This window comes from Deinococcus wulumuqiensis R12, from assembly GCF_011067105.1.
In the GTDB taxonomy this organism is placed as follows: Bacteria; Deinococcota; Deinococci; order Deinococcales; family Deinococcaceae; genus Deinococcus; species Deinococcus wulumuqiensis.
Genome location: NZ_CP049357.1, coordinates 1,718,069 through 1,739,486 on the forward strand (window position 1 = coordinate 1,718,069; position 21,418 = coordinate 1,739,486).

Here is a 21,418-nt window from a genome sequence, read left to right on the forward strand (position 1 = left end):
CACGTAGTTTTTAGTCTGCCTTGCCTTTCCACTCGGGCCGCACCGCCACGCCCTCCCCAGCCAGGTACGCCTTGACCTGCGGCACCGTCAATTCGCCGAAATGAAAGACGCTGGCGGCGAGCGCGGCGTCGGCTTCGCCGGTGGTCAGCACGTCGCGGAAGTCCTGCAATTTGCCTGCTCCGCCCGACGCGATGACGGGCAGGTCCACCTCACGGGCCACGGCGCGGGTCGCTTCCAGGTCGAAGCCCGCGCGGGTGCCGTCGGCGTCCATCACGTTCAGGCACAGTTCTCCAGCGCCGAGTTCCTGACCGCGCCGCGCCCATTCCAGCAGGTCCAGGCCGGTGTCCACCCGCCCGCCGCCGACGTGCACGGTCCAGCCCTGCCCATTCGGGCGCCGCTTGGCGTCGATACTGAGCATCACGCACTGCGCCCCGTAGTGGTCGCTCGCCTCGCGAATCAGTTCGGGGCGCCGGACCGCGCCGCTGTTCACGCTGATTTTGTCGGCCCCGGCGAGCAGCAACTGCCGGAAGTCGGACAGCGCATTGACCCCGCCCCCCACGGTCAGCGGCATCATCACCTGCTCGGCCACCCGCGCCGCCACGTCCAGCATCAGTGAGCGGCCTTCATGGGTCGCAGTGATGTCGTAAAAGACGAGTTCGTCGGCCTGCTGCGCCTCGTACGCCTGCGCGAGCCGCAGGGGGTCGCCCGCGTCACGGTGGTTTTCGAAAAAACGCACGTTCTTGACCACGCGGCCATGTTGGACATCCAGGCAGGGAACGATGCGTTTGGCGAGCACGCCCCGCAGCATAGCCGCCCGGTCTTCCGGCGCGGGCGGCATTGTGCAGACCGCCGGAACCTCGCGGGCGCCTTTTTCACCTTCGGCAAGCGCCTGACACGGCTTCTGGCCCAGTCGCGCTGGGAACGCAGTGAACTCCCTGTCTGGACACCTCCCTGGCTGAACGGCTGAAAGGCCGGGGCTGTGCCAAAATAGTGTCAAGTTCACGGAAGCTTGACGTTTCTTTCATATATTGAAGTTCCGGAGGCTTTCCCTATGGATCACTGCTCGATTCTGCTGGTCGACGACAACCCCCACGACGTCGAACTGACCCTGCTGGCGCTGGACGCCGACGAGGTTGCCGAGGTCAAGGTGACTTCCAGTGGCCGTGAAGCGCTCGACTACCTGCAGGGTCAGAGCGGCCCCGCCGAGCAGCCCGGCCTGATTCTGCTCGACCTGAACATGCCCCAGATGAACGGCCTGGAGGTGCTCGACGCGCTGCGGGCCGGGGAACAGACCCGCAATATTCCGGTCGTCGTGCTCACCACCAGCAGCGAGGCCCGTGACCGGCAGGCGTCCTACGCGCACGGGGCCAACGACTACGTGGTCAAGGCCCTCGACCTCGACAAGTTCCGGGAAGCGCTGGCGCGGGTCCGGCGGCGCTGGCTCTCCTCCGGCGGGTCCGGGGCCAGCGGCGACCTGACCGGCCTGAAAGGTCTGGCCTAGAGCCGTTCTCCAAATGCGGTCAGACGGGCCGCCCCGCCATCATGAAACTGGCGGTCATGCCGCCATCGACCGGCACAATCGCCCCGGTCAGGAAACTCGCCTCGGGGCTGCCCAGGAAGTACACGAGCTGCGCGACCTCACGCGGGGTGCCCAGACGCCGCAGGGCGTGCAGGTCCTCGTAGTCGCGGCGGGTCCGTTCGGGGTCGTCGCTGTCGGCAATCGCCTGCAAGACGGCTTCGGTGGCGATGGCGCCGGGAGCCACCGCGTTGACCCGCACGCCGCGCGGGGCGAGGTCCAGGCACATGGCGCGGGTCAGGTTGACCAGCCCGCCCTTGGAGGCGTTGTAGGCGGCGTTGCCCTGCTCGGCGAACAGGCCCTGCACGCTGGCGACATTGACCACCGCACTGCCGGAGGGGAGCAGCTCGATTAGCTCACGGGTGAGCAGCAGCGGCGCCGTCAGGTTGACGTTCAGGGTCCGCGCCCAGCCTCGCTCGCTGACCTCCAGCACGCTGCCGTGCGCGTCCTGATACGCGGCGTTGTGAACCAGCACCCCGACCGGCCCCTGCTCGCGGGCCGCCTTCATAATTCGGGCGCGTCCGGCAGCGGTCGTGATGTCCGCCTTGACCCGGCGCTGCCCGGCCAGGGCAGGCGGCAGGCCCAGGTCGGCCCCCAGCACCGGGTGCCCGCGCTCGGCATACAGCTCGGCGATGGCCCGGCCTATGCCGCGGGCCGCGCCGGTCACAACCACCAGAGGAAGGTCCGTCATGGCCCCAGTCTGAGCGGAGGGCACCCCCGCCTCCGCTTTGACTCAAGGTTTTCCGAAAGTCTGCCCGTCCCCGGCGGGCGTAACGTACGCCGGTATGCGCCTTTCTCCCCAGACCCCCGCGCTGCCCGCTGTCCCGGACCTGCGGGCGCTGCTGCTCGACCTCGACGGCACCCTGGCCGACTCCAACGACGCGCACGCCCGCGCCTGGGTGCAGGCCCTGGCCGACCAGGACATCACCCGCGAGGAAAGTGAGGTGCGGCCCCTGATCGGCATGGGCGGCGACCAGCTCGTGCCCGCCCTGACCGGCGAGAGTGACCGGAGCGAACTCGGCAAGGCACTGGTGCAGGGCTGGCAGGACCATTTCGGGCCGATGATTCCGGAGATTGCCCCGCTGGGCGGCGCCCGCGAGCTGCTGGAATGGGCGCGCACGCAGGGGCTGAAGGTGGTGCTCGCGTCGAGCGGCGAGGACGACATCGTGGACGCGCTGCTGGAGCAGATCGGCGTGGGCGACCTCGTGCCGCTGCGGGTGCGCTCGGACGAGGTGCAGCGGACCAAGCCCGCGCCCGACGTGCTTCAGGCGGCCCTCGCCAAAGCTGGGGTGAGCGCGGCGCAGGCGCTGTTCGTGGGCGACACCACCTACGACGCCCGCGCCGCCCGCGCTGCCGGGGTCGCGTGCGTGGTGCTGCGGGCCGGGGGGTCTCCGGGTCTGAACACCGAGCCGCATGTGCTGAGCGACCCCGCCGAGCTGCTGGCGGAACTGAAAAAGGCCACGAGCTGAACCCCGGCAGCACGTAGCCCGGTGCCGCGTAGCCCGCTGCCGCCTCCGGGGAAGGACACGTCTGCCGGGGGGGTCTATTCGCTGAGGACGCGGCGCCCGTATGCTGCGCCCCATGACCTCCCTGCCCCTGATCGTGAGCGCGGGCGAAGCGCTGACCGACCTCGTGACCGCCGGGGGCAACGCCTGGCACGCGCACCCCGGCGGCGCGGGCTGGAACGTGGCCCGCGCCTGCGCCCGGCTGGGGGTGCCCAGCGCCTTTGCGGGCGCGGTGGGGCAGGACAACTTCGGCGACGACCTCTGGCGCGAGTCGCTGGAGGCGGGCCTCGACCCCCGCTTTTTGCAGCGCTGGCCTGTCCCCACCCTGATGGCGGTGGTCTACAGCGCCCGGCCCCCGAAGTACCGCTTTCTGGGCGAAAACAGCGCCGACCTGCATTTCGACCCCACCCGGCTGCCGGGCGGCTGGCTGGGCGCGGCCCGCTGGCTGCATGTGGGCGGCATCAGCCTCGCCCGCTGGCCGCTGGCCAACACGCTGCTCGGCGTCATCGAATCGGCGCGGGCGGCGGGGGTGCGCCTCAGTTTCGACCCCAACGCCCGCACCGCGCACCACCACCCCGACTATCCGGCAGTGTTCGCGGCGGTTACCAAACGGGCCGACCTCCTCAAGTTCAGCGACGAGGATCTGGCCTTTTTCTTCCCCGGCGCGGGCGAGGCGCGGGCCATGCAGGAGCTGCGCGGCCTCAACCCCCGCTGCCCCATCGTGGTCACGCGGGGAGCGGCGGGCGCGACCCTGTACCACAGCGCCGGACGGGTGGACCTGCCCGCACCCCCGGTGCAGGTGGCCGACACGGTGGGCGCGGGCGACAGCCTGTGCGCCGGGCTGCTGGTCAGCGCCACCGAACACCCCGACCGGCTGTGGACCGACCACCTGAAGTTCGGGCTGCGGGCCGCCGCCGTGACCTGTGCCCACGCCGGGGCGTACGCGCCCACGCGGGAAGAAGTAGAAGGCGGGTAATCAATGGTGCGGACAGTTTCGAGGGGGTAAAGGAGAGATCTCCGGTACGGTGAGGTTGAAACGACTTCACGCACAGGAGACCTGCTTTGATATTACCGATTCTGCTGACCCTCTTGGCTCTGCCCGCCCACCAACATCGTTTCTTTGCCGCGCTCATTCCACTCTGGCAAGCTATTCCCGGTCGGGTCAATGCCAGGAATTTCAGCCGCTACAGCGGCTGGAACGAACGAACGCTCCGTCGCTGGTTTCAGAAGACCTTGCCGTGGGCGGAGTTGCACTGGGGTCTGCTACAACTCTTGGTCCGACTGGGCGTGTTGGAGGGGCGCTTCATCTTGGCCCTGGATGCCAGCTTCGTTCCCAAGTCGGGCAAGCACACTCCGGGGTTGGGGGCCTTCTGGAACGGTGCGATGCACCGTTCCGAAACCGGCTTGGAGCTGTCGTGTCTGGCGCTGCTGAGCTGGTCGGGCCATCATGCCTTCCCTGTCCATGTGCAACAAACTCAACCACGTGGACAAAAGGCTGACCGCCTCGAACAGTACCTGGATCAACTGGTGTCTTTCCTCAAGCAGCGCCGCGCCTGGTTAGCTCAGCATCTCCGGGTGGTGGTCGCCGATGGTCAGTACGCCAAGACGATGTTCATGGACGCCGTGAGTCGCGAAGGCTACGCCTTCGTGACCAAAATGCAGTGCAACGCCAACCTGCTTTACCCCTTTACCGGCGCACATCCCAAGCGGCGAGGAGGCCGACAGAAATGGGCTGGAAAGGTTGATTTCATCCACTTCGATGGGTGGGCCAGTGTGCCTGGTGAGGACCGAGAACGGGTGTGGACGCGCGTCGTGTGGGCCCCCCACTATACGCGGTTCCTCCGAGTTGTGGTCATCCAAAATTTGGACCGACGCGGCAAGGTGAAGGGGCATGTGGTGCTCTGTAGCACGGACCCGACTCTGCCAGCGGAGCAGATTCGGGCGCTCTACAGCGCCCGGTTCAGGCTGGAATTCGTGTTCCGGGATGCCAAGCAGTTCGCGGGGTTGAACACGTGTCAGCTTCGCCGCACCATCGCGTTGGAAAACCACTGGAATGCCGCCTTCTTTGCGCTGAGTCTGGGACGGGCAGAGGTCTTGCTCGAAGAGGCAGGACGCCTGCAGCGTCCTGCCTCCCGGATGGTGTTCTCCTATGAAGACATCAAAAGGCGGGCCTACAACCAGCTTTTTGCCCGCCGAATTCTTCGCAATCTCGGTCTTGAGGCGCGATTTCACGAGTTGGAAAAACATCCGACTAGGCCGCTTGAACTCGGCGTCAAAGCCGCCTAAAACTGTCCGCACCATTGGTAATACGGATTCCGCTTCATTCCTGCACAGTCGGGAAAGCGCCGCCTGTGCATCCATATCGCGGAATCCGTATTTTTTCCTACTCGCATCCGCTCGGATTGAATCTGAAACTACCAGATTCAATCGGAATCCGTATAAAGGGTGGAGGGTAGAGAGTGAAGGGAAGTGACCCTCAACTCTCCACCCTCTCCCCTCTCCCTCAAACCGCCAGCGTGCTCCTGCCCTGCAACGCACCGTCGAGCAGGGCGCCCAGGCGCTCGCGGGTAAAGGGGCGCTTGCCTTCGAGCAGTCCGCCCTCGCCCGCGTGCAGGTGCCAGTGCTTGCTGCCCCCCATCAGGCGCAGGCTCACGCCCCCGAGGTCCACATGGCGGGGACTGACGGCGGCCACCAGCAGCGCCTGACCGCCCCGGCCCACGCTCACGCTCATGACGGTGGTGGGCAGGTCGTAGGGCCGCTCCATGCGGTAGATGTAGTCGGGAAAATCCGCCACCTTCTCGGTGCTCAGCCCCCGCACCGCCGCCTCCTGTTCCAGCCAGCCCAGGAGTTCGACCCACTGCCGGTACAGCGCCGCCTTGTCTGAGTTTGCCATTTGGTGCAGTCTAGCGCGTTCTCAGAGCAGCTTGCAGAATGCTCTAATACGGATTCCGCTAAATTCCTGCACAGTCGGAACTACACCGCCTGTGCATCCATATCGCGAAATCCGTATCTTTTCCTACTCCTTTCAGTCGGATTGAATCCAGAAATCTGCTGGATTCAATCGGAATCCGTATAAAAGCGCTGCACCCCGCTCTTTCCGTCATCCATCCGCGCAGCGAACCCATCATCCACCATCAAACTTTCAGCAGGAGTCGTCCGCCCGTCGCGTCCAGCGTCACCTCGCCGCCTGTCAGCGTTGCGCCGCTCAGGGCGTCCTGCCACTCGCCTCCCGGAAGGGTGAGGGTGACGGAATGAGGTTCGGCCCGGCGACTGGCGACAGCGACCACCTGCGCGACGTTCCCTTCGGCGTCCGTCACTTCGCGCAGCAGGGCTATCGCGTCGGCTTCGGCGTGGAGAAAGCGCAGCGCCCCCGTATGCAGCACGGGCGTTTCACGGCGCACCCGCACCAGCGCCCGGACGTGTTCGAGCAGCTCGGTGTCCCACTGCCCCTCGTCCCAGGGCATCGGCTCGCGGCACCAGGGCATGTTGCCGTTGCGCGACTGCGAGAGGCCGATTTCGCTGCCGTAGTACAGGCACGGCACCCCCGCATAGGCCAGCAGGAGGGTCAGCGCGGCGCGGTATTTGGTGCGGTTCCCAGCGAGCCGCCAGTGCGCCCGCCCGATGTCGTGCGATTCGAGCAGGTTGAACATGTTCAGCGCGGCCTGTGGCGGCAGGGCGTGGTAGGCGTCCCAGAGGATTTCGGCCAGTTCTGCGCCGTCCAGCTTGCTCGGTTCACCGAAATAGGTCGCGCCCGCCAGCCACTGCATGACGGGCAACCCGAAGCCGTGGTAGTTCATCGCGCCGTCCTCGCCCTGACCGTCCAGCGCCAGTTCGGGGTCGTAGAAACGCTCGCCGAACACGTAGGCGTCGGCCTTTTCCTGCCGCGCCGCCGCCTTGAGGGTGCGGTGCAGCGGCAGGTTGTCGGCCTCGGTGCCGCCCTTGCCCAGCATGTGCGCCACGTCCAGCCGCCAGCCCGCCGCGCCCCGCCGCAGCCAGTGGCGCACCACGCTCTGCTCGCCGCTGAAAAACTCCTCGACGGCCCGTTCGTTGCCGTAATCGATTTTGGGCAGCGTCGGCACGTCGAAAAAGGAGTGGTAAGGCGGTTTGCCGGGGGTGTCGCGCCAGGTGAACATGGCCCGCTCGGGCGCGTCCTCGGCGGCGAGGGCAGCCTGAAACAGCGCGTTCTCGTTGCCCATGTGGTTGAACACGCCGTCCAAGACGATTTTGATTCCGGCAGCCTCCGCACCTGTCACCAGTTCGTCCCAGGCCGCCTCGCCGCCCAGATGCGGGTCGACGGCGCGGTAATCGGTGATGTCGTAGCGGTGGTTGCTGGGCGAGGTGAAAATCGGCGTGAGCCACAGCCCCGTGACGCCGAGGCTTTTCAGGTACGGCAGCGCCTGCGTGATGCCCGCGAGGTCGCCGCCGTAGTGCCCGTGAATGTCGCCCCAGGCGTCTACGGGGTGGTTCCAGTCCACCCGCTCGACGGGGCGGCCCTCGTAAATATATTCGCCGGTCTGCACGTCGTTTTCGGGGTCGCCGTTGCGGAAACGGTCGGGGAAAATCTGGTAAAAGACCGATTTCCACGCCCATTCCGGGGCGCTGTAGCCCGCAAGGTACTGAAACCACGAACGGAAGCCCCGGCGCGAGTGGTGCAGCCCCAGCCGCGTGAGGTTGAGGTGGTCGCCGGGCAGGTCGAGTTGCCAGGCGTAGCGCACGCGGGCCTCGTGCAGCGGGAGTTCGGCCTCGAACCAGCGGCCCTCGCCCGCCAGCCCGGTCACTTCCTGGGCGGGCAACGTCTCGATTTCACCCACCTGCACGACTTTGAGCCGCACCCCTTCGACCGGCAGGGTGGTCCTCAGCCGAATGCGGACGTGGCCGCCCAGGGGTGCGCCGAGCTGAGCGGTGTAGCCGGGGGTGTGGTCGTGCTGGGCGGGCAGGGCAGCGGTCAGGTGCATGGAAACTCCTTGGAGCGTTGGGCAAAAAGACCTTGCGTGTCTTTGTCGAGCGAAGGGGGGTGAAAACGGGAGAGCAGTTCTCCGAGTGACAGCAAAATGCGGCTCCGGCACAGCCTTTCCCTGAAGTCTCGGGGAGAGGTCGTGCCGGAGGGGGCAAGCGTTGCCTTCGGGTTTGCAGGCAAGTGTGCGGGAAAAGGGCGTCGGGGTCAAGGCCAGGGGAGTTCTGGACTGTCCCCGGCCACTGGCTGCTGAAACTTCAGGCCACCAGTTCAGGACACCAGTTCAGGACACGAGGCGGGCGTCGTCCTGCTCGGCCATCAGGTGCAGGAAGGCGTCCACGTACTGCGGGTCGAAGTGCGCTCCGGCCCCGGCGCGGATTTCCTGCAGGGCGCGTTCCTGGGTCCAGGCCGGCTTGTAGGGCCGCTCGCTGGTCAGCGCGTCGTACACGTCGATGATGCTGAAAATACGGGCCGCGTCGGGAATGTTCGCCCCGCGCAGGCCCGAGGGGTAGCCGGTGCCGTCCCAGCGCTCGTGGTGGTACCGCACGAGGTCGAGCGTTTCGGCGGGCAGAAAGTGGAGGTCCTGAAGCATCTCGTACCCGACCGACGTGTGCGAACGGATGACCTGCCGCTCCTGGGCGTCGAGCGGACCGTTCTTGTGCAGAATCCGGTCCGGAATGGCGATCTTGCCCAGGTCGTGCAGGTAGGCCCCCCAGCGCAGCGCCCGCACCTGCTCCTCGTCCCAGCCCAGGCGCCGGGCCAGTCGGGTCGAGAGGTTGACCACCCGCGCCGTGTGGCCCCCGGTTTCGTCGTCGCGCCGCTCCAGGGCCGCACCCAGAGAGCGCAGGGTCAATTCGTTCGCTTCGCGCAGGTTGCGGTTGGCCCGTTCCTGGCCGAGCTGCGCCCCCAGCAAGCGGGCAAACGACTCGGTCACGCCGCGCTCCTCGGAGGAAAAGGGCTGCCCGGTGGGCCGGGACAGAATCAGCAGGCCCAGGTGGGTCGAGTCGCGCCCGTAGACCTCAGCCACGTGAAAGGACTGGCGCTGGTCGCGGCCGAGCAGGGCCAGGACTTCCTCGGCGACCCAGTGGTCGGCCTGCACCGAGCGGCTGTCGTTGTCGCTGGGATGCACCGGCTTGTTCAGGAAATCCTCGAACGCCCCCTGCGCGGCCATCACATACGGCGTGCCCTGGCGGTAGGCGACGAAGGCGAGGTTGGGCGCCACCTGCAACTTCACCAGGATGTTCAGACCGGCGCGAATAATCGCCTCGTCGTTGCGGGCCTCGTTTAACCGCTCGGAGCCGCTGCGCAGCGCACTGACCACGTTGCGCCGCCACCTCAGCTCCTGATCCTGGTTCTGGTCGTGCAGCAGCAGCCACGCCAGCGCCACGATGGTCAGCAGCGCCCCCACCAGCATGTCGGCGGTGGGAGCGCTGCTGCCCTGGGTCGCCAGGGAAGCCAGAAATGCCACGGGGTACGCCGCCAGTCCCGCCCAGCGCAGCGCTCCCCCCAGGCTGAGGGCCACCGCCGCCGCCAGCAGCGCCGCTCCAATCATCAGCCCTTGCTGGTCCTGAAACGCCGCGTACCCGACAGCAACTACAGCCAACACCAACAAAGCGAGAAGCAGAGGGCGAGAAGAAACCACGAAAGTCAATCTAGCACCCGGACCGAAATCTCCGGGCGGCAAGGCTCAGAGCATTTGACAAAAAGACGTTATACGGATTTCGCTAAATTCCTGCACAGTCGGAACTACACCGCCTGTGCATCCATATCGCAAAATCCGTATCTTTTCCTACTCCTTTCAGTCGGATTGAATCCAGAAATCTGCTGGATTCAATCGGAATCCGTATTACGTCTTTTTGGCGAGCGGACTGGGACAGCTCGCAGAGAGCGAGTGCAAAACACGGAGCAGGGCGGACTTGCAAAGCTCTGCGGGGCAGCTCTGCGAGTCCGCAGCAGACTGGGACAGCTCCGCAGGAGAGAATGAAGTGATGCGGGGTGCCGTTCCGCGCATCACTCCATTCGGAGAACTGCTCTAGGCCGGTTGCAGGTCGAGCAGACGGTTTTTGGCGTCCACCAGCACCACTTTCGGCTCCAGGGTGCGGGCTTCTTCCTCGGAGAAGTTGCCGAACGCCGCGATAATCACCATGTCGCCGGGCCGCATCAGGTGCGCGGCGGCGCCGTTGATGCCGATGACGCCGCTGCCACGCGGCCCACTGAGCGCGTAGGTGTGCAGGCGGTTGCCGTTGGTGATGTTCCAGATGTCCACCTTTTCATTGACGAGGATGTCCGCCGCGTCGAGGAGGTCCTGGTCGATGGTCACGCTGCCCACGTAATCCAGGTCCGCCTGGGTCACGGTCGCGCGGTGAATCTTGGCCCTGAACATGATGCGTTCCACGGGGGCGGATTGTAGTGCCTGCGGAGCGGGCCGCAGTGTGTCGCAGTTCCGGCTTGGCCTCCATGCGTGCTTTACTCGGCCCATGCACCTGACAACCCAGCCGTCGTCCCCCGACCTGACCCTGCATTTCGCCGCCAGCACGGACGCGGCGGGGCGAGTGGGCCAGAGCCTCAAGCCCGGCGAACTTCGCCTGCTGGCCCGCCACGAGGCGCACGACGAGGCGCTGGCCCTGGCCCCCACCACGCCCGCCGACGCCCGCGAGGTGGGCCGCGCCCTGGCGAAACTGGCCCGCGAACTGGGGGCCAGCGCCCTGAGCGTGGACGAGTGCGACTTTCCCGCCGCCCTCGCCGGGGCCGCCGCCGCCGCGGGGTGGCAGGACCGCCGTTACAAGGGCGAGGGGGCAGCCGGAGCACTGGAATCTGGCGAAATGCAGCTTCACGTCAGCGGCCTGAGCGAAGCGGAGCGCCGCCGCGTCGAGGGCCTGCTGCGCGGCGTCACCTTTGCCCGCGAGCTGACCAGCGCCCCCGCCAACGTCATCAACCCCGCCACCCTGGCCCGTGAGGCGCGGAGGCTGGCGAGCGAACACCTGCAGGTCGAGGTCTGGGACGAGTCGGACATTCAGGCACGCGGCATGGGCCTGCTGCTGGCGGTGGCGGCGGGCAGCGAAACGGGGCCGCGCCTGATTCGCCTGACCCTCCCGGCGCGGGGGCAACGGCGCAAGGTCATCGCGCTGGTCGGCAAGGGCATCACCTTCGATACGGGCGGCTACTCGCTCAAGGCCGCAGCGGGCATGTACGGCATGAAAAACGACATGGGCGGCGCGGCGGCGGTTCTGGGGGCGATGGCCGCACTCTCCGAATTGCGTGAGCAGGTGCCGGAAGGGGTCGAGGTCCGCGCCTACGTCGCCGCCGCCGAGAACATGGTCGGCCCCCGTGCCATGCGCCCCGGCGACATCTACCGCGCCGCCAACGGCAAGACGGTGGAAGTCACCAACACCGACGCCGAAGGGCGCCTCGTCCTGGGTGACGCGCTGACCGTGGCCTGCGACGAGGGCGCCACCGAGATCATCGACCTCGCCACCCTGACCGGCGTGAAGGTGTCGGCGCTGGGCAACGACATGGCCGCGCTGTTTTGCAACGACCGCGCCCTCGCCGCCGGGCTGGCGCAGGCCGCCGAAAGCGCCGGGGAGATGGTCTGGGAACTGCCGCTGCACCGCCCCTACCTGCGCGGGTACCAGAAAGACACCCTGGCCGACCTGAAAAACAGCGACATGCAGCCTGCCGGGGCGAGCATCAAGGCCGCGCTCTTTTTGCAGGAATTCGTCACCCGGCCCTGGGCGCACCTCGACATCGCGGGCAACGCCGAGAAAGACAGCGTGGCGACCGGCTGGGGCGTGGGCACATTGGTGGAGTACGTGCTGGCGCAGGGCTGAGCACTGAACGGAAAGGGGGCCAGAGGTCGAGTCCTGGCCCCCTCATCCTTTCACCCTCTCTCCTCTCCTCCGCCTACCCCACGCCTACACCGTCGGGTGGACCTTCCCCCCGAGCAGCAGCCGCACCCGCTGCCCCACGCGGCGGTAGAGCGGCGGCGCGTGGCGCTCGCTGAAATCCACCGTGGCCTGCTCGCTGCCCACGTCGTGACCGGCCTGCTCGGTCAGGAAGTAGCGGTGGTCCATAATCCACAGGTACAGGTCGGCCTCGGTGCGGCCCGGAAAACGGAGCATCACGTCGTGGTCTTCGATCTTATGGATGATGCGCAGGTAGAGGCGGCGATACCAGCTTTCCACCGCTTCTTCCCAGGTCACGGGCGGCAGGCCCTCGCGCCCCGGTTTTCGGTCGAGGTAGTACTGCCGGGTGCGGATGTGGTCCAGCAGCTTGTCGTAGCGCCCTGGCGTGGTAAAGCAGATAGGCCGGTGCCCGGGGACGAGTTCGCCGAGGCGGGTCACGCGCAGAAAGCGGGCGTACTCGCCCTTGATGATGATGTCGCGCAGGTCCTCGTCGCCGCTCAGGGGCACCGGCACCTGCAAGCGGATAACGCTGGCGTCGATGTACTTCTGGCCCTGGCGCCGGGCAACCGAGACGCGGTGGTTGCCGTCCTTGACGAAGTAGCGCCCGCCCACTTCGTAGACCTGAATCGGCGGCAGTTCCTTGCCCTGAAGCTGCGCCGAGCGCACGCCGATCCAGCGTTCGTCGAGGTGCTTTTCACGCGGCAGATAGTGACGGTCGAACTCGCGGTAGCGGTCCACCGACCCGATGATGCGGTCCACCTCGATGGGCTGCACACCGAGCTGATGCTCCCCCTCGGGCGACAGGTACTTGACCCAGTCGAAGGGCAGCAACTCGGCGGGCGTGCGGCGCAACACCGCCAGAAACCCGCGCACGTCGCTCATCAGGCGGGCGCGTTCGACTTCCTGTTTGGCCTGCTCTCGTTTGTCGGCAGCATTCATGACGACCGTCTCCTCGACGGGGCGAGCCTGGGTGTGGGGGAAAAGAAAGCCCCGGCTTGGTGTTCAGAGTACACCTTCGGCCCTATCAAGACTCTGACTGGGGGCAAAACTCTGACCCGTGGCAAGACTCTGGCCTCTGGCAAAACTCTGGCGCGGCCCCGTCTTATGCGGATTCCGATTGAATCTGGTAGTTTCAGATTCAATCCGACTTGCAAAGCTGCGCAGCAGAGCGGATGCGAGTAGGAAAAAATACGGATTCCGCGATATGGATGCACAGGCGGCGCTTTCCCGACTGTGCAGGAATGAAGCGGAATCCGTATTAACCCTCTGCTCTCCCCCGGTTCATCCCGGCCCGGCTCCGGCGCGGTCTAGTGGCAGGATGCTCGGCAAATTCTTCAAAAAACCGGCGGACGACATGGGCGGGCGCGTGCCCCCCGGTCAGGCGCTGACCACCCGTTTTCCGGTGCTGACCTACGGCCCGGCGCAGCACTACGCCCCGGAGGAGGTGCAGCTCCGCGTCACCGGACTGGCGCAGCCGCGCACCTTCGGCTGGGACGAGTTGCTGGCGCTGCCGCAGACCACGCTGGAGTGCGACATCCACTGCGTGACCCACTGGAGCAAGCTGGGCACCACCTGGACCGGCGTGCGGGTGACCGACCTGCTGGCGCTGCTCGACCTCGACCCGCGCGCCACCCACGTCATGCAGCGCAGCGTGGGCGGCTACAGCACCAACCTGTCCCTAGACGACTTCGCCCGGCCTGAGAACCTGCTGGCCCACACCTTCGGCGGCGAGCCGCTGACGCCCGAGCACGGGGGACCGCTGCGGACAGTGGTTCCACATCTGTATTTCTGGAAATCCGCCAAATGGGTCACCGAACTCGAATTCATGGCGGGCGACGCCCCCGGATTCTGGGAAAAAAACGGCTACCACATGCGCGGCGACCCCTTCAAAGAGCAGCGGTACGACGATGACTGAACCCAGTCCCCAGAAATCCAGTCCCCCGAAATCCAGTCCCCCGAACGTGCCCGACCTGACCGGCGGCGGCGAATACCTCGTGCCCGACGTGCTGGAACCGGGCCTGACGCTGGTGCTGGTGGGCACGGCCCCGAGCGGCATCAGTGCGCGGGCGCGGGCCTACTACGCCAACCCCGAAAACAAGTTCTGGCGCACGCTGCACGCGGTGGGCCTTACCCCCCGGCAACTCGCGCCGCAGGAGTACGCGACCCTGCCGCGCTACGGCCTGGGCCTGACCGACGTCGCCAAGCGCCACAGCGGGGTGGACGCGGCGCTGCCCGGCGAGGCGTGGCGCCCCGACGAACTGCGGAGCAAGGTGGAGCACTACCGCCCCCGCATCGTGGCGTTTACCAGCAAGCGCGGCGCTTCCGAAACGCTGGGCCTGCCCACCGGCAAACTGCCCTACGGCCCGCAGATACCGCCGCTGGGCTGGCCGGGGGGGTCCGAACTGTGGGTGCTGCCCTCGACGAGTCCGCTGGGGCACACCCATTTCCGCATCGAACCCTGGCAGGCGCTGGCCGACCGGGTGCGCGAGCTGCGCGGGAACCCGGAGGCGGGAAGGGACGTACTGTAGGCAATGGAACCGCGTCCGCCCCTGACTTCACCTTCTCCCCGCACCGTCGCCGATTCGCCTCAGGGTCTGCCCGAGGAAACGCGGGCGGGGCGCGGCCTGTCCTCTGCCCCGCCTGCCGGGGCGGGCGACGATTCGTGGGACAGTATCGAAAGCAGCGCGGCCCGCTGGCAACGCGCCAAACGGGTGGGCCGTCAGGTCGGCGGGCAGGTGGCGCGGCGCGGTGTCAGCCTCGCCGTGCTGCTGCTGCTGGCGGGGCTGGGCACCCTGCTGCTGCTGGGCGTGCTGCTCGTGCTGGGCATCGGCGTGGCGAACGGCAGCGCCCCGGCGGGATGGCTGCTGGCAACCGCGCTGCTGGGCGTGCTGGGGCTGCTGTGGACGGGCTGGAAAGCGGCTCGCCTGCTGCGCACCCCCCTGACCCTGCCCCCCGCCGCCGCGAGTGCCGAGGAAAACGACCTGCTGCGGCTGCTGCGCCAGCACGAGCGTGCGCTGCCGCCCGCCACGCGCCCCGCCCTGCACGCCACCGTCATCGCCACCCGCGACGCGCTGCGGGCCACCGCCGGAGACACCACGCTCTCCCGCGCCGCTTTCGACGCGCGGCAGGCGGCGCGGGAAGACCTGCCGGACCTGCTCACGGCGTACCGGGCGCTGCCGGACCCCACCGCAAACGAGGCGGCTCTGCTTGATCAGTTGCGGCTGATCGAGCAAAGGATGGTCGAGGTCCGGCATGAACGGACCCCCGCCCAGCAACGCACGCTGGCGGCACACGGGCACTACCTCACGGACAAGTACCGTAAGAATTCTGAGTGACGCCCTGCGCGAAAACAGGCGGCGCGGGTGCCCCCCTGTCCGGCGGCTCCCGACTTCTCCGGGCCACTCCCGCCCGCACCGTTCCCTGGGCTGGCCGTCCTGGCCTGTGCTCCTTCGTGGGTCGTTCGTATGTCTGTGTTTTTCCCTCTTCCCCTTCCAGTTCCAACCCCAGGCCCCGCGTGCTCCGGCCTCCGCCGCCACAGGGGAAACGGGGCCGTGCCCGGACAGGGCCGCCCACGCTGCCCGGCGGCCCTGTCCCGCCGTGCCGACCTGTCACGGCCCGGTAAGGGTCAACTTGGCCTAGAATGGTGTGAGGATTTTCACATTTCTGCCTCGAAGGTGGGGGTGTGTACCCGACAGCCGCCTTCTCCCCCTGTCACACGGGCAGTTGCTCCGATTCCTCTTCTTCCTGTTTACGCCTGCCTATGACTGCCTTTTCTCCTGCTCCACCGTCCGGGTTCCGCACCCGCGTCGCGCTGTACACCGAAGGCACCTACCCGCAGGCGCACGGCGGCGTGAGCGTGTGGGTCGACCAGCTCGTGCGCGGCCTGGGCGACCACCAGTTCGCGTTGCAGGCGATTTCGGGGCTGCCGTTTACCCGCACCGCGCTGGAGGTGCCCGGCAACGTGCAGGTCGAGCAGGTGCCGCTGTGGGGGCCGCCTCCGGGCAGCGCCGGCGGGCAGCGGTGGCGACAGGCCCGGCAGCGCAGTTTCGAGGGTGAGGTGCTGGCGGCTTACGAGGCGCTCTTGAGCGCTCTGTGCCGCCTCGACGTGTCCGCCTTTGCCGGGGCGCTGCGGCGCCTGAGCGACCTCGGGCAACGCGGCAGCCTGACCCCGGCGCTCGACAGTGCGCGGGCCGCGCAACTGACCCTCAACCTCTGGGACCGCGAGGCGCGCGCACTCGCCGCCCGGCGTGACCGCCTCAGCCCCCGGCTGCCGCGCCCCACGGTGGCCGAGGCGCTCGACGTGCAGATCTGGCTGGAACACGCCCTGCGCCCCCTGAGCAGCGTGCCGCCCGAAGCCGACGTGGGGCACGCGGTCAGCAACGGCTTCGCGGCGCTGCTGGCGCTGCACGGACGCTGGCAGCGCGGCACCCCCTTCGTGCTCACCGAACACGGCATCTACCTGCGCGAGCGCTACATCGAGTTTCGCCGCGCCGGGCACGCGCCGGGCTACAAGACGATGCTGCTGCGGTTTTACCGCCTGCTGTGCTCGGCGGCGTATCAGGACGCGGCGCTGGTGCTGCCCGGCTCGCACTACAACCGCCGCTGGGAAGAGCGGCTGGGCGCCGACCCCGACAAGATTCAGTGCGTGTACAACGGCATCGACCCCAGTATCTTTCCGCCCGCCGAGTCGGAACCCGCAGAGCCGGTGGTGAGCTGGGTGGGCCGGGTGGACCCCCTCAAGGACCTCGAAACCCTGATTCGCGCCTTCGACCTGGTGCGCCGCCGCCGCCCCGACGCCCGGCTGCGGCTGTTCGGCGGCACGCCCGCCGGAAACGAGGGCTACGAGCAGCACTGCCGACAGGTGGCGCGGGGCCTGAACCTCGACGGCATCGTCAGTTTCGAGGGCCGGGTGGACGACATCACCGACGCCTACCGCGCCGGGCAGGTGGTCGCCCTGACCAGCGTGAGCGAGGGCTTTCCGTACACGGTCATCGAGGCGATGGCGATGGGCCGCCCCCCGGTGGCGACGCGGGTGGGCGGGGTGCCCGAAGCGGTGGGCGACGCCGGGCTGATCGTGCGCCCGCGTGACGCGCTGGGGGTGGCGAACGCCCTGACCAAACTGCTCGGCGACGCGCCGCTGCGCCGGCAGCTCGGACAGGCCGCCCGCGCCCGGGTCATGGACCTCTTTACCCTCGACGGCTGCCTGGACGCCTACCGCCGCGCCTACCCGGTTGCCCGCGCCGCCCGGCTGCCGGGAGACACCGACCTGCCGGGGAACCTGCTGCCTGGCAACCTGGCACCGAGGAACCTGTGGTAAAAGGTCGGCCCTCCGAACCCCTGACCGGCTTCGACGTGCTGGCCGGGCGAGCCATGCCGGACCCGGCTGCGCCGCACCCCGACGACCTCGCCGAGTTGCCGCTGCCCGACAAGCTGCGCGAAGTGGACCTGACGCTGCGCCCGGACCGCGAGCGGGCGGTGGACGCGCTGGAACTCGCCGCCTACCTCGAAGCCGACGGCCTGAACGACGAGGGCCTGCGTGACCGCTACGGCGCGGGGGGCCTGTTTGCCGCCGCCGAATGGCTCTACGCGCAGCGCGGCACCGGGCGGGCGCTGGTGCGGCCCCGCCGGGAAGCGCCGCCGCGTTTTCCCTGGGAACTCGCGCAGCGCGGGCCGCTGTACCTGCTGCCGGGGCTGTGCGGGCTGCTCATCGCGCAGGCCACGCCCCCGGTGACCGGGCGGGCCTTCATGTTCGCGGCGGCCTTCGGCTGGGGCTACTCGCTGCTGATTGCCAGCGTGCGCTACGCCGAGCCGCTCGGCACGCCGGGGCGGGCGCTGCGGCTGACCCTGTGGCTGGGCGGCGCCTGCGGGCTGCTCGGCGGCGCCCTGAGCGCCCTGCTGTTTGCCGGGCAAGGCCCCGCCGACTGGCTGTGGGGCACGGCAATGGGCGGCGCGGTCGCCCTGGCCGGTTCCGCCGCCGGGGTCATGCTGGCGCTGGGCGAACGTGCTCAGGTGGCCGGGGCCTTTGCGCCCGCCCTGCTGCTCGGCGGCATGCTGTATGTCGTGCCGGGCGTGGAACTGGCGCTGGCGTCCCTCGCCGCCCTCGCCCTTTTTCCGGCGCTGCTGGCCCTGCGGGTGACGCGCGAGCCGGGCGACCTGCCCGCCCGCCTGGCCACCCTGCGCCCCGGCCTGGGGCTGGCGGCCTACGGCTGGGCGCTCGCCGCCGCCTTTGCCGAACTGAGCCTGCGGCTGGGCGGCTGGGCCTTGCTGCCGCTGGTCCTCAGCGCCGGGGTGCTGGAAGCCGGGGTGTGGAACGCGCAGCAGGGCCTGCAATACGTGGCCCGGCAGCAGGGCAGCTTCACCCTGCTGGTGCGCCGGGGCGCGGCGCGGGTGCTGGGCACGGCGCTGGCCTACGCCCTGGGCCTGCTCGCCGTGTTCGCGCTGGTGGCCGGGGTGCGCTGGGCCTGGCCTGACCTCCTGCCCACCGCCAGGGAGCTTGGCCGCACCGCGCTGCTCACCGTGCCCGCTTTCGGCGCCGCGCTGCTGCTCAGCACCTGGCTCGCCAACCAGCGGCGCGAGCGCTGGCTGCTCGCCTTCTGGCTGGGTTTCGGCGGGCTGCTGGTGCTGGGGGTGTCCCCCCCCAGGCTCTCGCTGCTTGCGGCGCTCGCACTGATTCCGCCCACCCTTCTCGCCCTGTATGACCTCCGGAGTTACCGATGAACCACACTGACCTGTCCGTCCCCGCTGCTCCTTCTGCTGGCCGCCCCCTGGTGGCCGTGACCGGCGCCGACGGCTTTATCGGCTCGCACCTCACCGAAGACCTCGTGCGGGCGGGCTACCGCGTGCGGGCGATGGCGATCTACAACTCGCAGGGCAGCTCCGGCTGGCTCGACACCGTGCCCGCCGAGGTCATGGAACACGTCGAAGTGCAGCTCGGGGACGTGCGCGACGCGGGCAGCGTGCGGGCGCTGATGCGGGACGCCCAGACCGTGTACCACCTCGCCGCACTGATCGCCATTCCCTATTCCTACGTGGCGCCGCGCTCGTACGTGGAAACGAACATCACCGGCACCCTGAACGTGCTGGAAGCCGCCCGCGACCTCGGCACCGGGCGCGTGGTCCACACCTCGACCTCCGAGGTCTACGGCACCGCCCGCAGCGTGCCCATCCACGAGTCTCACCCCTTGCAGGGCCAGTCGCCCTACTCGGCCACCAAAATCGGCGCCGACAAGCTGGCCGAAAGCTACTTCCTCAGCTTCGGGCTGCCGGTGGTCACGCTGCGGCCCTTCAACACCTACGGCCCGCGCCAGTCGGCCCGCGCGGTCATTCCCACCATCATCTCGCAGCTCGCCGCCGGGCGCCGCGAAGTCAAGCTCGGGGACCTGCGCCCCACCCGCGACTTCAACTATGTCGCTGACACCGCCCGCGCCTTCCGTGCGGTGGGCGAGGCGGGGCCGGACGTGCTGGGCCGCACCCTCAACGCCGGGTCGGGGCGTGAAATCAGCGTGGGCGACACGGTCCGGCTGATTGCGCAGGTCATGGGCAAAGAGGTGGAGGTCCAGCAGGACGACCAGCGCCTGCGCCCCGAAGGCAGCGAGGTGATGCGCCTGCTCGCCGACCACCGCGAGTTGCAGTCGCTCACCGGCTGGCAGCCCCAGGTCACGCTCGAAGAGGGCCTGAAGCGCACCGCCGAGTGGTTTACCGACGCTGGCAACCTCGCCCGCTACCGCGTGGACCAGTACACCATCTGAAGTGGAGGGGGAAGGGGCGAGGGGAAAAGATGAAAAACCCTCGACCCTCCACTCTCCGCCCTCACCCCAGGAGGAACCCATGCACGCTGTCATCCTCGCCGGAGGCCAAGGCACCCGCCTGCGCCCCTACACCACCCGCGTTCCCAAGCCGCTCGTGCCCATCGGCGGCGAACTCTCGATTCTGGAAATCGTGCTCTACCAGCTCAAGTCGTTCGGGTTTACCCGCGTCACGCTGGCGGTGGGGCACCTCAGCCACCTGATCCGGGCCTTTGTCGGCAACGGACGGCAGTACGGCCTGGACATCGACTACACCGAGGAAGACACGCCGCTCGGCACCATCGGCCCGGTGCTGAACGTACTGCCCTGGCTGCCCGAGCATTTTCTGGTCATGAACGGCGACGTGCTCACCGACCTCGACTACGGCGCTTTTTTGCGCGGCCACATGCAAAGCGGGGCGCCGCTGACCGTCTCGACGTACCACCGCGAGATTCGCAGCGAATTCGGCGTGCTCGACGTGGACGACTCGGGTGAGCACATTGTCGCCTTCCGGGAAAAGCCCGCCGTGCCCTTTCAGGTCAGCATGGGCGTGTACGGCATGACGAAAAGCACCCTGGGGCGCTACCAGCCGGGGCAGGTGCTGGGGTTCGACACACTGATGCTCGACCTGCTCGCGGCGGGCGAACACCCGCGCAGCGACCTGTTCGGCGGGTACTGGCTCGACATCGGGCGCCCCGAGGACTACGACACCGCCAACGAGCAGTGGAGCGAGATGCAGAAGGTGCTGCTGCCCGGCGGCGTGCCCCCGCGTCCGGCGCAACCATGAGCCGCGTGCTGCTGCTCGGCGCGGGCGGCTTTCTGGGCGGCGTCATCGCCCGCGAGCTGCGGGAAGCCGGGGTGGACGTGCGAACGACCAGCGGCGACCTGACTGCCCTTGGCCCCGGAGACTGGGCCAGAGAGCTTGACGGGGCAGACGCGGTGGTCAACGCCGCCGGGCGCACCTTCGGCAGCCTCGCCGAACTGACCCGCGCCAACGTGCTGCTGCTCGCGGGCGTGCTGGAAGCGGCGCAGGCGGCGAACGTGCGCCTGATTCACCTCGCGTCCGCCGCCGAGTACGGACGCACCCCGGAAGGCGAGGCGAGCCGCGAGGACGGCCCGGCGCAGCCGCTCTCGCCCTACGGGGCCAGCAAGCTGGCGGGCACCGTGCTGCTGCAAGAAGCGGTGCGCACGGGCCGCGCCGACGCGCTGGCGCTGCGGCTGACCAACCCGGTGGGCGCGGGCATGAATCCGGGGTCGCTGCCGGGCCGGGCGGCGCGGGAGCTGCGGGCCGCCGCCGAACAGGGGCGGGGCAGCGTGCGCTTCGGGCCGCTGGGGGCCTACCGCGACTTCATCGCGGCGCGGGACGTGGGCCGGGCCGCCCTGCACTTTCTGCCCGATCAGGCGGGGGCGCAGGCGCGGGGGGTGCTCAACCTCGGCAGCGGCGAGGCCCGCCCGGTGCGCGACATCGTGACCGAGCTGGCCCGGATTGCGGGCTACAGCGGCGAGATTCTGGAAGACGCGCCCGGCAGCCCCCGCAGCGGCGACGTGCCGTACCAGCGGGCGGATTTAACGGCCCTTAAGATGAGCGGGTATACCCCCACTGTGCCTCTGGCCCTGGCCCTGGGTGAGTTGTATGTTGAGGGAAGTTAGGTTTTTCACATCTTTCCCGAAGGAAAAACCGGCGCCGCGCCGCTTCA

Annotated in this window: 20 protein-coding genes; 13 read left to right on the plus strand and 7 right to left on the minus strand. The window is 68.5% G+C overall.

Going from position 1 to position 21,418, the window contains the following annotated elements:
- Window positions 1-10 precede the first annotated feature (10 nt).
- The gene (gene hisF, locus G6R31_RS08400) at window positions 11-796 is read right to left on the minus strand and encodes an imidazole glycerol phosphate synthase subunit HisF (RefSeq protein WP_025566832.1); all 786 of its coding nucleotides are present in this window, start codon (window positions 794-796) and stop codon (window positions 11-13) included.
- 255 nt (window positions 797-1,051) lie between these two features.
- Here hisF and G6R31_RS08405 point away from each other — a divergent pair, with 255 nt between their 5' ends.
- Window positions 1,052-1,501, plus strand: coding sequence for a response regulator (locus G6R31_RS08405; RefSeq protein ID WP_017870659.1), 450 nt, complete (start codon window positions 1,052-1,054; stop codon window positions 1,499-1,501).
- Between the two features lie 19 nt (window positions 1,502-1,520).
- Here the strand turns inward: G6R31_RS08405 and G6R31_RS08410 are convergent, their stop codons facing one another.
- Complete coding sequence (locus G6R31_RS08410) at window positions 1,521-2,267, minus strand: SDR family NAD(P)-dependent oxidoreductase (protein WP_017870658.1); 747 nt, start codon at window positions 2,265-2,267, stop codon at window positions 1,521-1,523.
- Between the two features lie 94 nt (window positions 2,268-2,361).
- Between G6R31_RS08410 and G6R31_RS08415 the strand changes: the two genes are divergently transcribed.
- From G6R31_RS08415 to G6R31_RS08425, 3 genes are all read left to right on the plus strand, one after another.
- Window positions 2,362-3,045: an HAD family hydrolase gene (locus G6R31_RS08415; RefSeq protein ID WP_017870657.1), complete on the plus strand. Its 684-nt coding sequence runs from the start codon at window positions 2,362-2,364 to the stop codon at window positions 3,043-3,045.
- A 112-nt stretch (window positions 3,046-3,157) separates the two neighbouring features.
- Window positions 3,158-4,057 carry a carbohydrate kinase family protein gene (locus G6R31_RS08420; RefSeq protein ID WP_025566830.1) on the plus strand — a complete coding sequence of 300 codons (900 nt, stop codon included), beginning with the start codon at window positions 3,158-3,160 and terminating at the stop codon, window positions 4,055-4,057.
- A 113-nt stretch (window positions 4,058-4,170) separates the two neighbouring features.
- Complete coding sequence (locus G6R31_RS08425) at window positions 4,171-5,367, plus strand: transposase (RefSeq protein WP_164993975.1); 1,197 nt, start codon at window positions 4,171-4,173, stop codon at window positions 5,365-5,367.
- A gap of 217 nt (window positions 5,368-5,584) precedes the next feature.
- Here G6R31_RS08425 and G6R31_RS08430 read toward each other — a convergent pair whose 3' ends face one another.
- The 4 genes from G6R31_RS08430 to panD form a co-directional block, all read right to left on the minus strand.
- Window positions 5,585-5,974: an NADH-quinone oxidoreductase subunit 15 gene (locus G6R31_RS08430; RefSeq protein ID WP_017872009.1), complete on the minus strand. Its 390-nt coding sequence runs from the start codon at window positions 5,972-5,974 to the stop codon at window positions 5,585-5,587.
- A gap of 241 nt (window positions 5,975-6,215) precedes the next feature.
- Window positions 6,216-8,036: an alpha-amylase family glycosyl hydrolase gene (locus G6R31_RS08435; protein ID WP_017872010.1), complete on the minus strand. Its 1,821-nt coding sequence runs from the start codon at window positions 8,034-8,036 to the stop codon at window positions 6,216-6,218.
- Between the two features lie 282 nt (window positions 8,037-8,318).
- Entirely contained in the window at window positions 8,319-9,587 is a 1,269-nt protein-coding gene (locus G6R31_RS08440) for an HD-GYP domain-containing protein (RefSeq protein ID WP_017872011.1), read from the minus strand.
- A gap of 480 nt (window positions 9,588-10,067) precedes the next feature.
- The gene (gene panD, locus G6R31_RS08445) at window positions 10,068-10,430 is read right to left on the minus strand and encodes an aspartate 1-decarboxylase (RefSeq protein WP_017870322.1); all 363 of its coding nucleotides are present in this window, start codon (window positions 10,428-10,430) and stop codon (window positions 10,068-10,070) included.
- 82 nt (window positions 10,431-10,512) lie between these two features.
- On the opposite strand from panD, the gene G6R31_RS08450 reads away from it, so the two are divergent.
- The gene (locus G6R31_RS08450) at window positions 10,513-11,862 is read left to right on the plus strand and encodes a M17 family metallopeptidase (protein WP_017870321.1); all 1,350 of its coding nucleotides are present in this window, start codon (window positions 10,513-10,515) and stop codon (window positions 11,860-11,862) included.
- Between the two features lie 84 nt (window positions 11,863-11,946).
- On the opposite strand, the gene G6R31_RS08455 is transcribed toward G6R31_RS08450, so the two are convergent.
- Window positions 11,947-12,876, minus strand: coding sequence for a DUF4032 domain-containing protein (locus tag G6R31_RS08455; RefSeq protein ID WP_017870320.1), 930 nt, complete (start codon window positions 12,874-12,876; stop codon window positions 11,947-11,949).
- A 379-nt stretch (window positions 12,877-13,255) separates the two neighbouring features.
- Between G6R31_RS08455 and G6R31_RS08460 the strand changes: the two genes are divergently transcribed.
- From G6R31_RS08460 to G6R31_RS08495, 8 genes are all read left to right on the plus strand, one after another.
- Window positions 13,256-13,852: a sulfite oxidase-like oxidoreductase gene (locus G6R31_RS08460; RefSeq protein WP_017870319.1), complete on the plus strand. Its 597-nt coding sequence runs from the start codon at window positions 13,256-13,258 to the stop codon at window positions 13,850-13,852.
- Window positions 13,845-14,465: a mismatch-specific DNA-glycosylase gene (locus G6R31_RS08465; protein WP_081608243.1), complete on the plus strand. Its 621-nt coding sequence runs from the start codon at window positions 13,845-13,847 to the stop codon at window positions 14,463-14,465. The genes G6R31_RS08460 and G6R31_RS08465 overlap by 8 nt, the downstream gene beginning before the upstream one ends.
- Before the next feature lie 3 nt (window positions 14,466-14,468).
- Window positions 14,469-15,272: a hypothetical protein gene (locus G6R31_RS08470; RefSeq protein ID WP_017870317.1), complete on the plus strand. Its 804-nt coding sequence runs from the start codon at window positions 14,469-14,471 to the stop codon at window positions 15,270-15,272.
- 425 nt (window positions 15,273-15,697) lie between these two features.
- Window positions 15,698-17,254: a GT4 family glycosyltransferase PelF gene (gene pelF / locus G6R31_RS08475; RefSeq protein WP_017870316.1), complete on the plus strand. Its 1,557-nt coding sequence runs from the start codon at window positions 15,698-15,700 to the stop codon at window positions 17,252-17,254.
- Entirely contained in the window at window positions 17,248-18,654 is a 1,407-nt protein-coding gene (locus G6R31_RS08480; protein WP_025567921.1) for a hypothetical protein, read from the plus strand. Before pelF ends, G6R31_RS08480 begins: the two co-directional genes overlap by 7 nt.
- On the plus strand, window positions 18,651-19,685 hold the full coding sequence (locus G6R31_RS08485; RefSeq protein WP_017870315.1) for an NAD-dependent 4,6-dehydratase LegB: 1,035 nt from the start codon (window positions 18,651-18,653) through the stop codon (window positions 19,683-19,685). The genes G6R31_RS08480 and G6R31_RS08485 overlap by 4 nt, the downstream gene beginning before the upstream one ends.
- A 79-nt stretch (window positions 19,686-19,764) precedes the next feature.
- Window positions 19,765-20,508 carry a nucleotidyltransferase family protein gene (locus G6R31_RS08490; protein ID WP_017870314.1) on the plus strand — a complete coding sequence of 248 codons (744 nt, stop codon included), beginning with the start codon at window positions 19,765-19,767 and terminating at the stop codon, window positions 20,506-20,508.
- Complete coding sequence (locus G6R31_RS08495) at window positions 20,505-21,371, plus strand: NAD-dependent epimerase/dehydratase family protein (RefSeq protein WP_017870313.1); 867 nt, start codon at window positions 20,505-20,507, stop codon at window positions 21,369-21,371. Before G6R31_RS08490 ends, G6R31_RS08495 begins: the two co-directional genes overlap by 4 nt.
- Window positions 21,372-21,418: the final 47 nt, after the last annotated feature.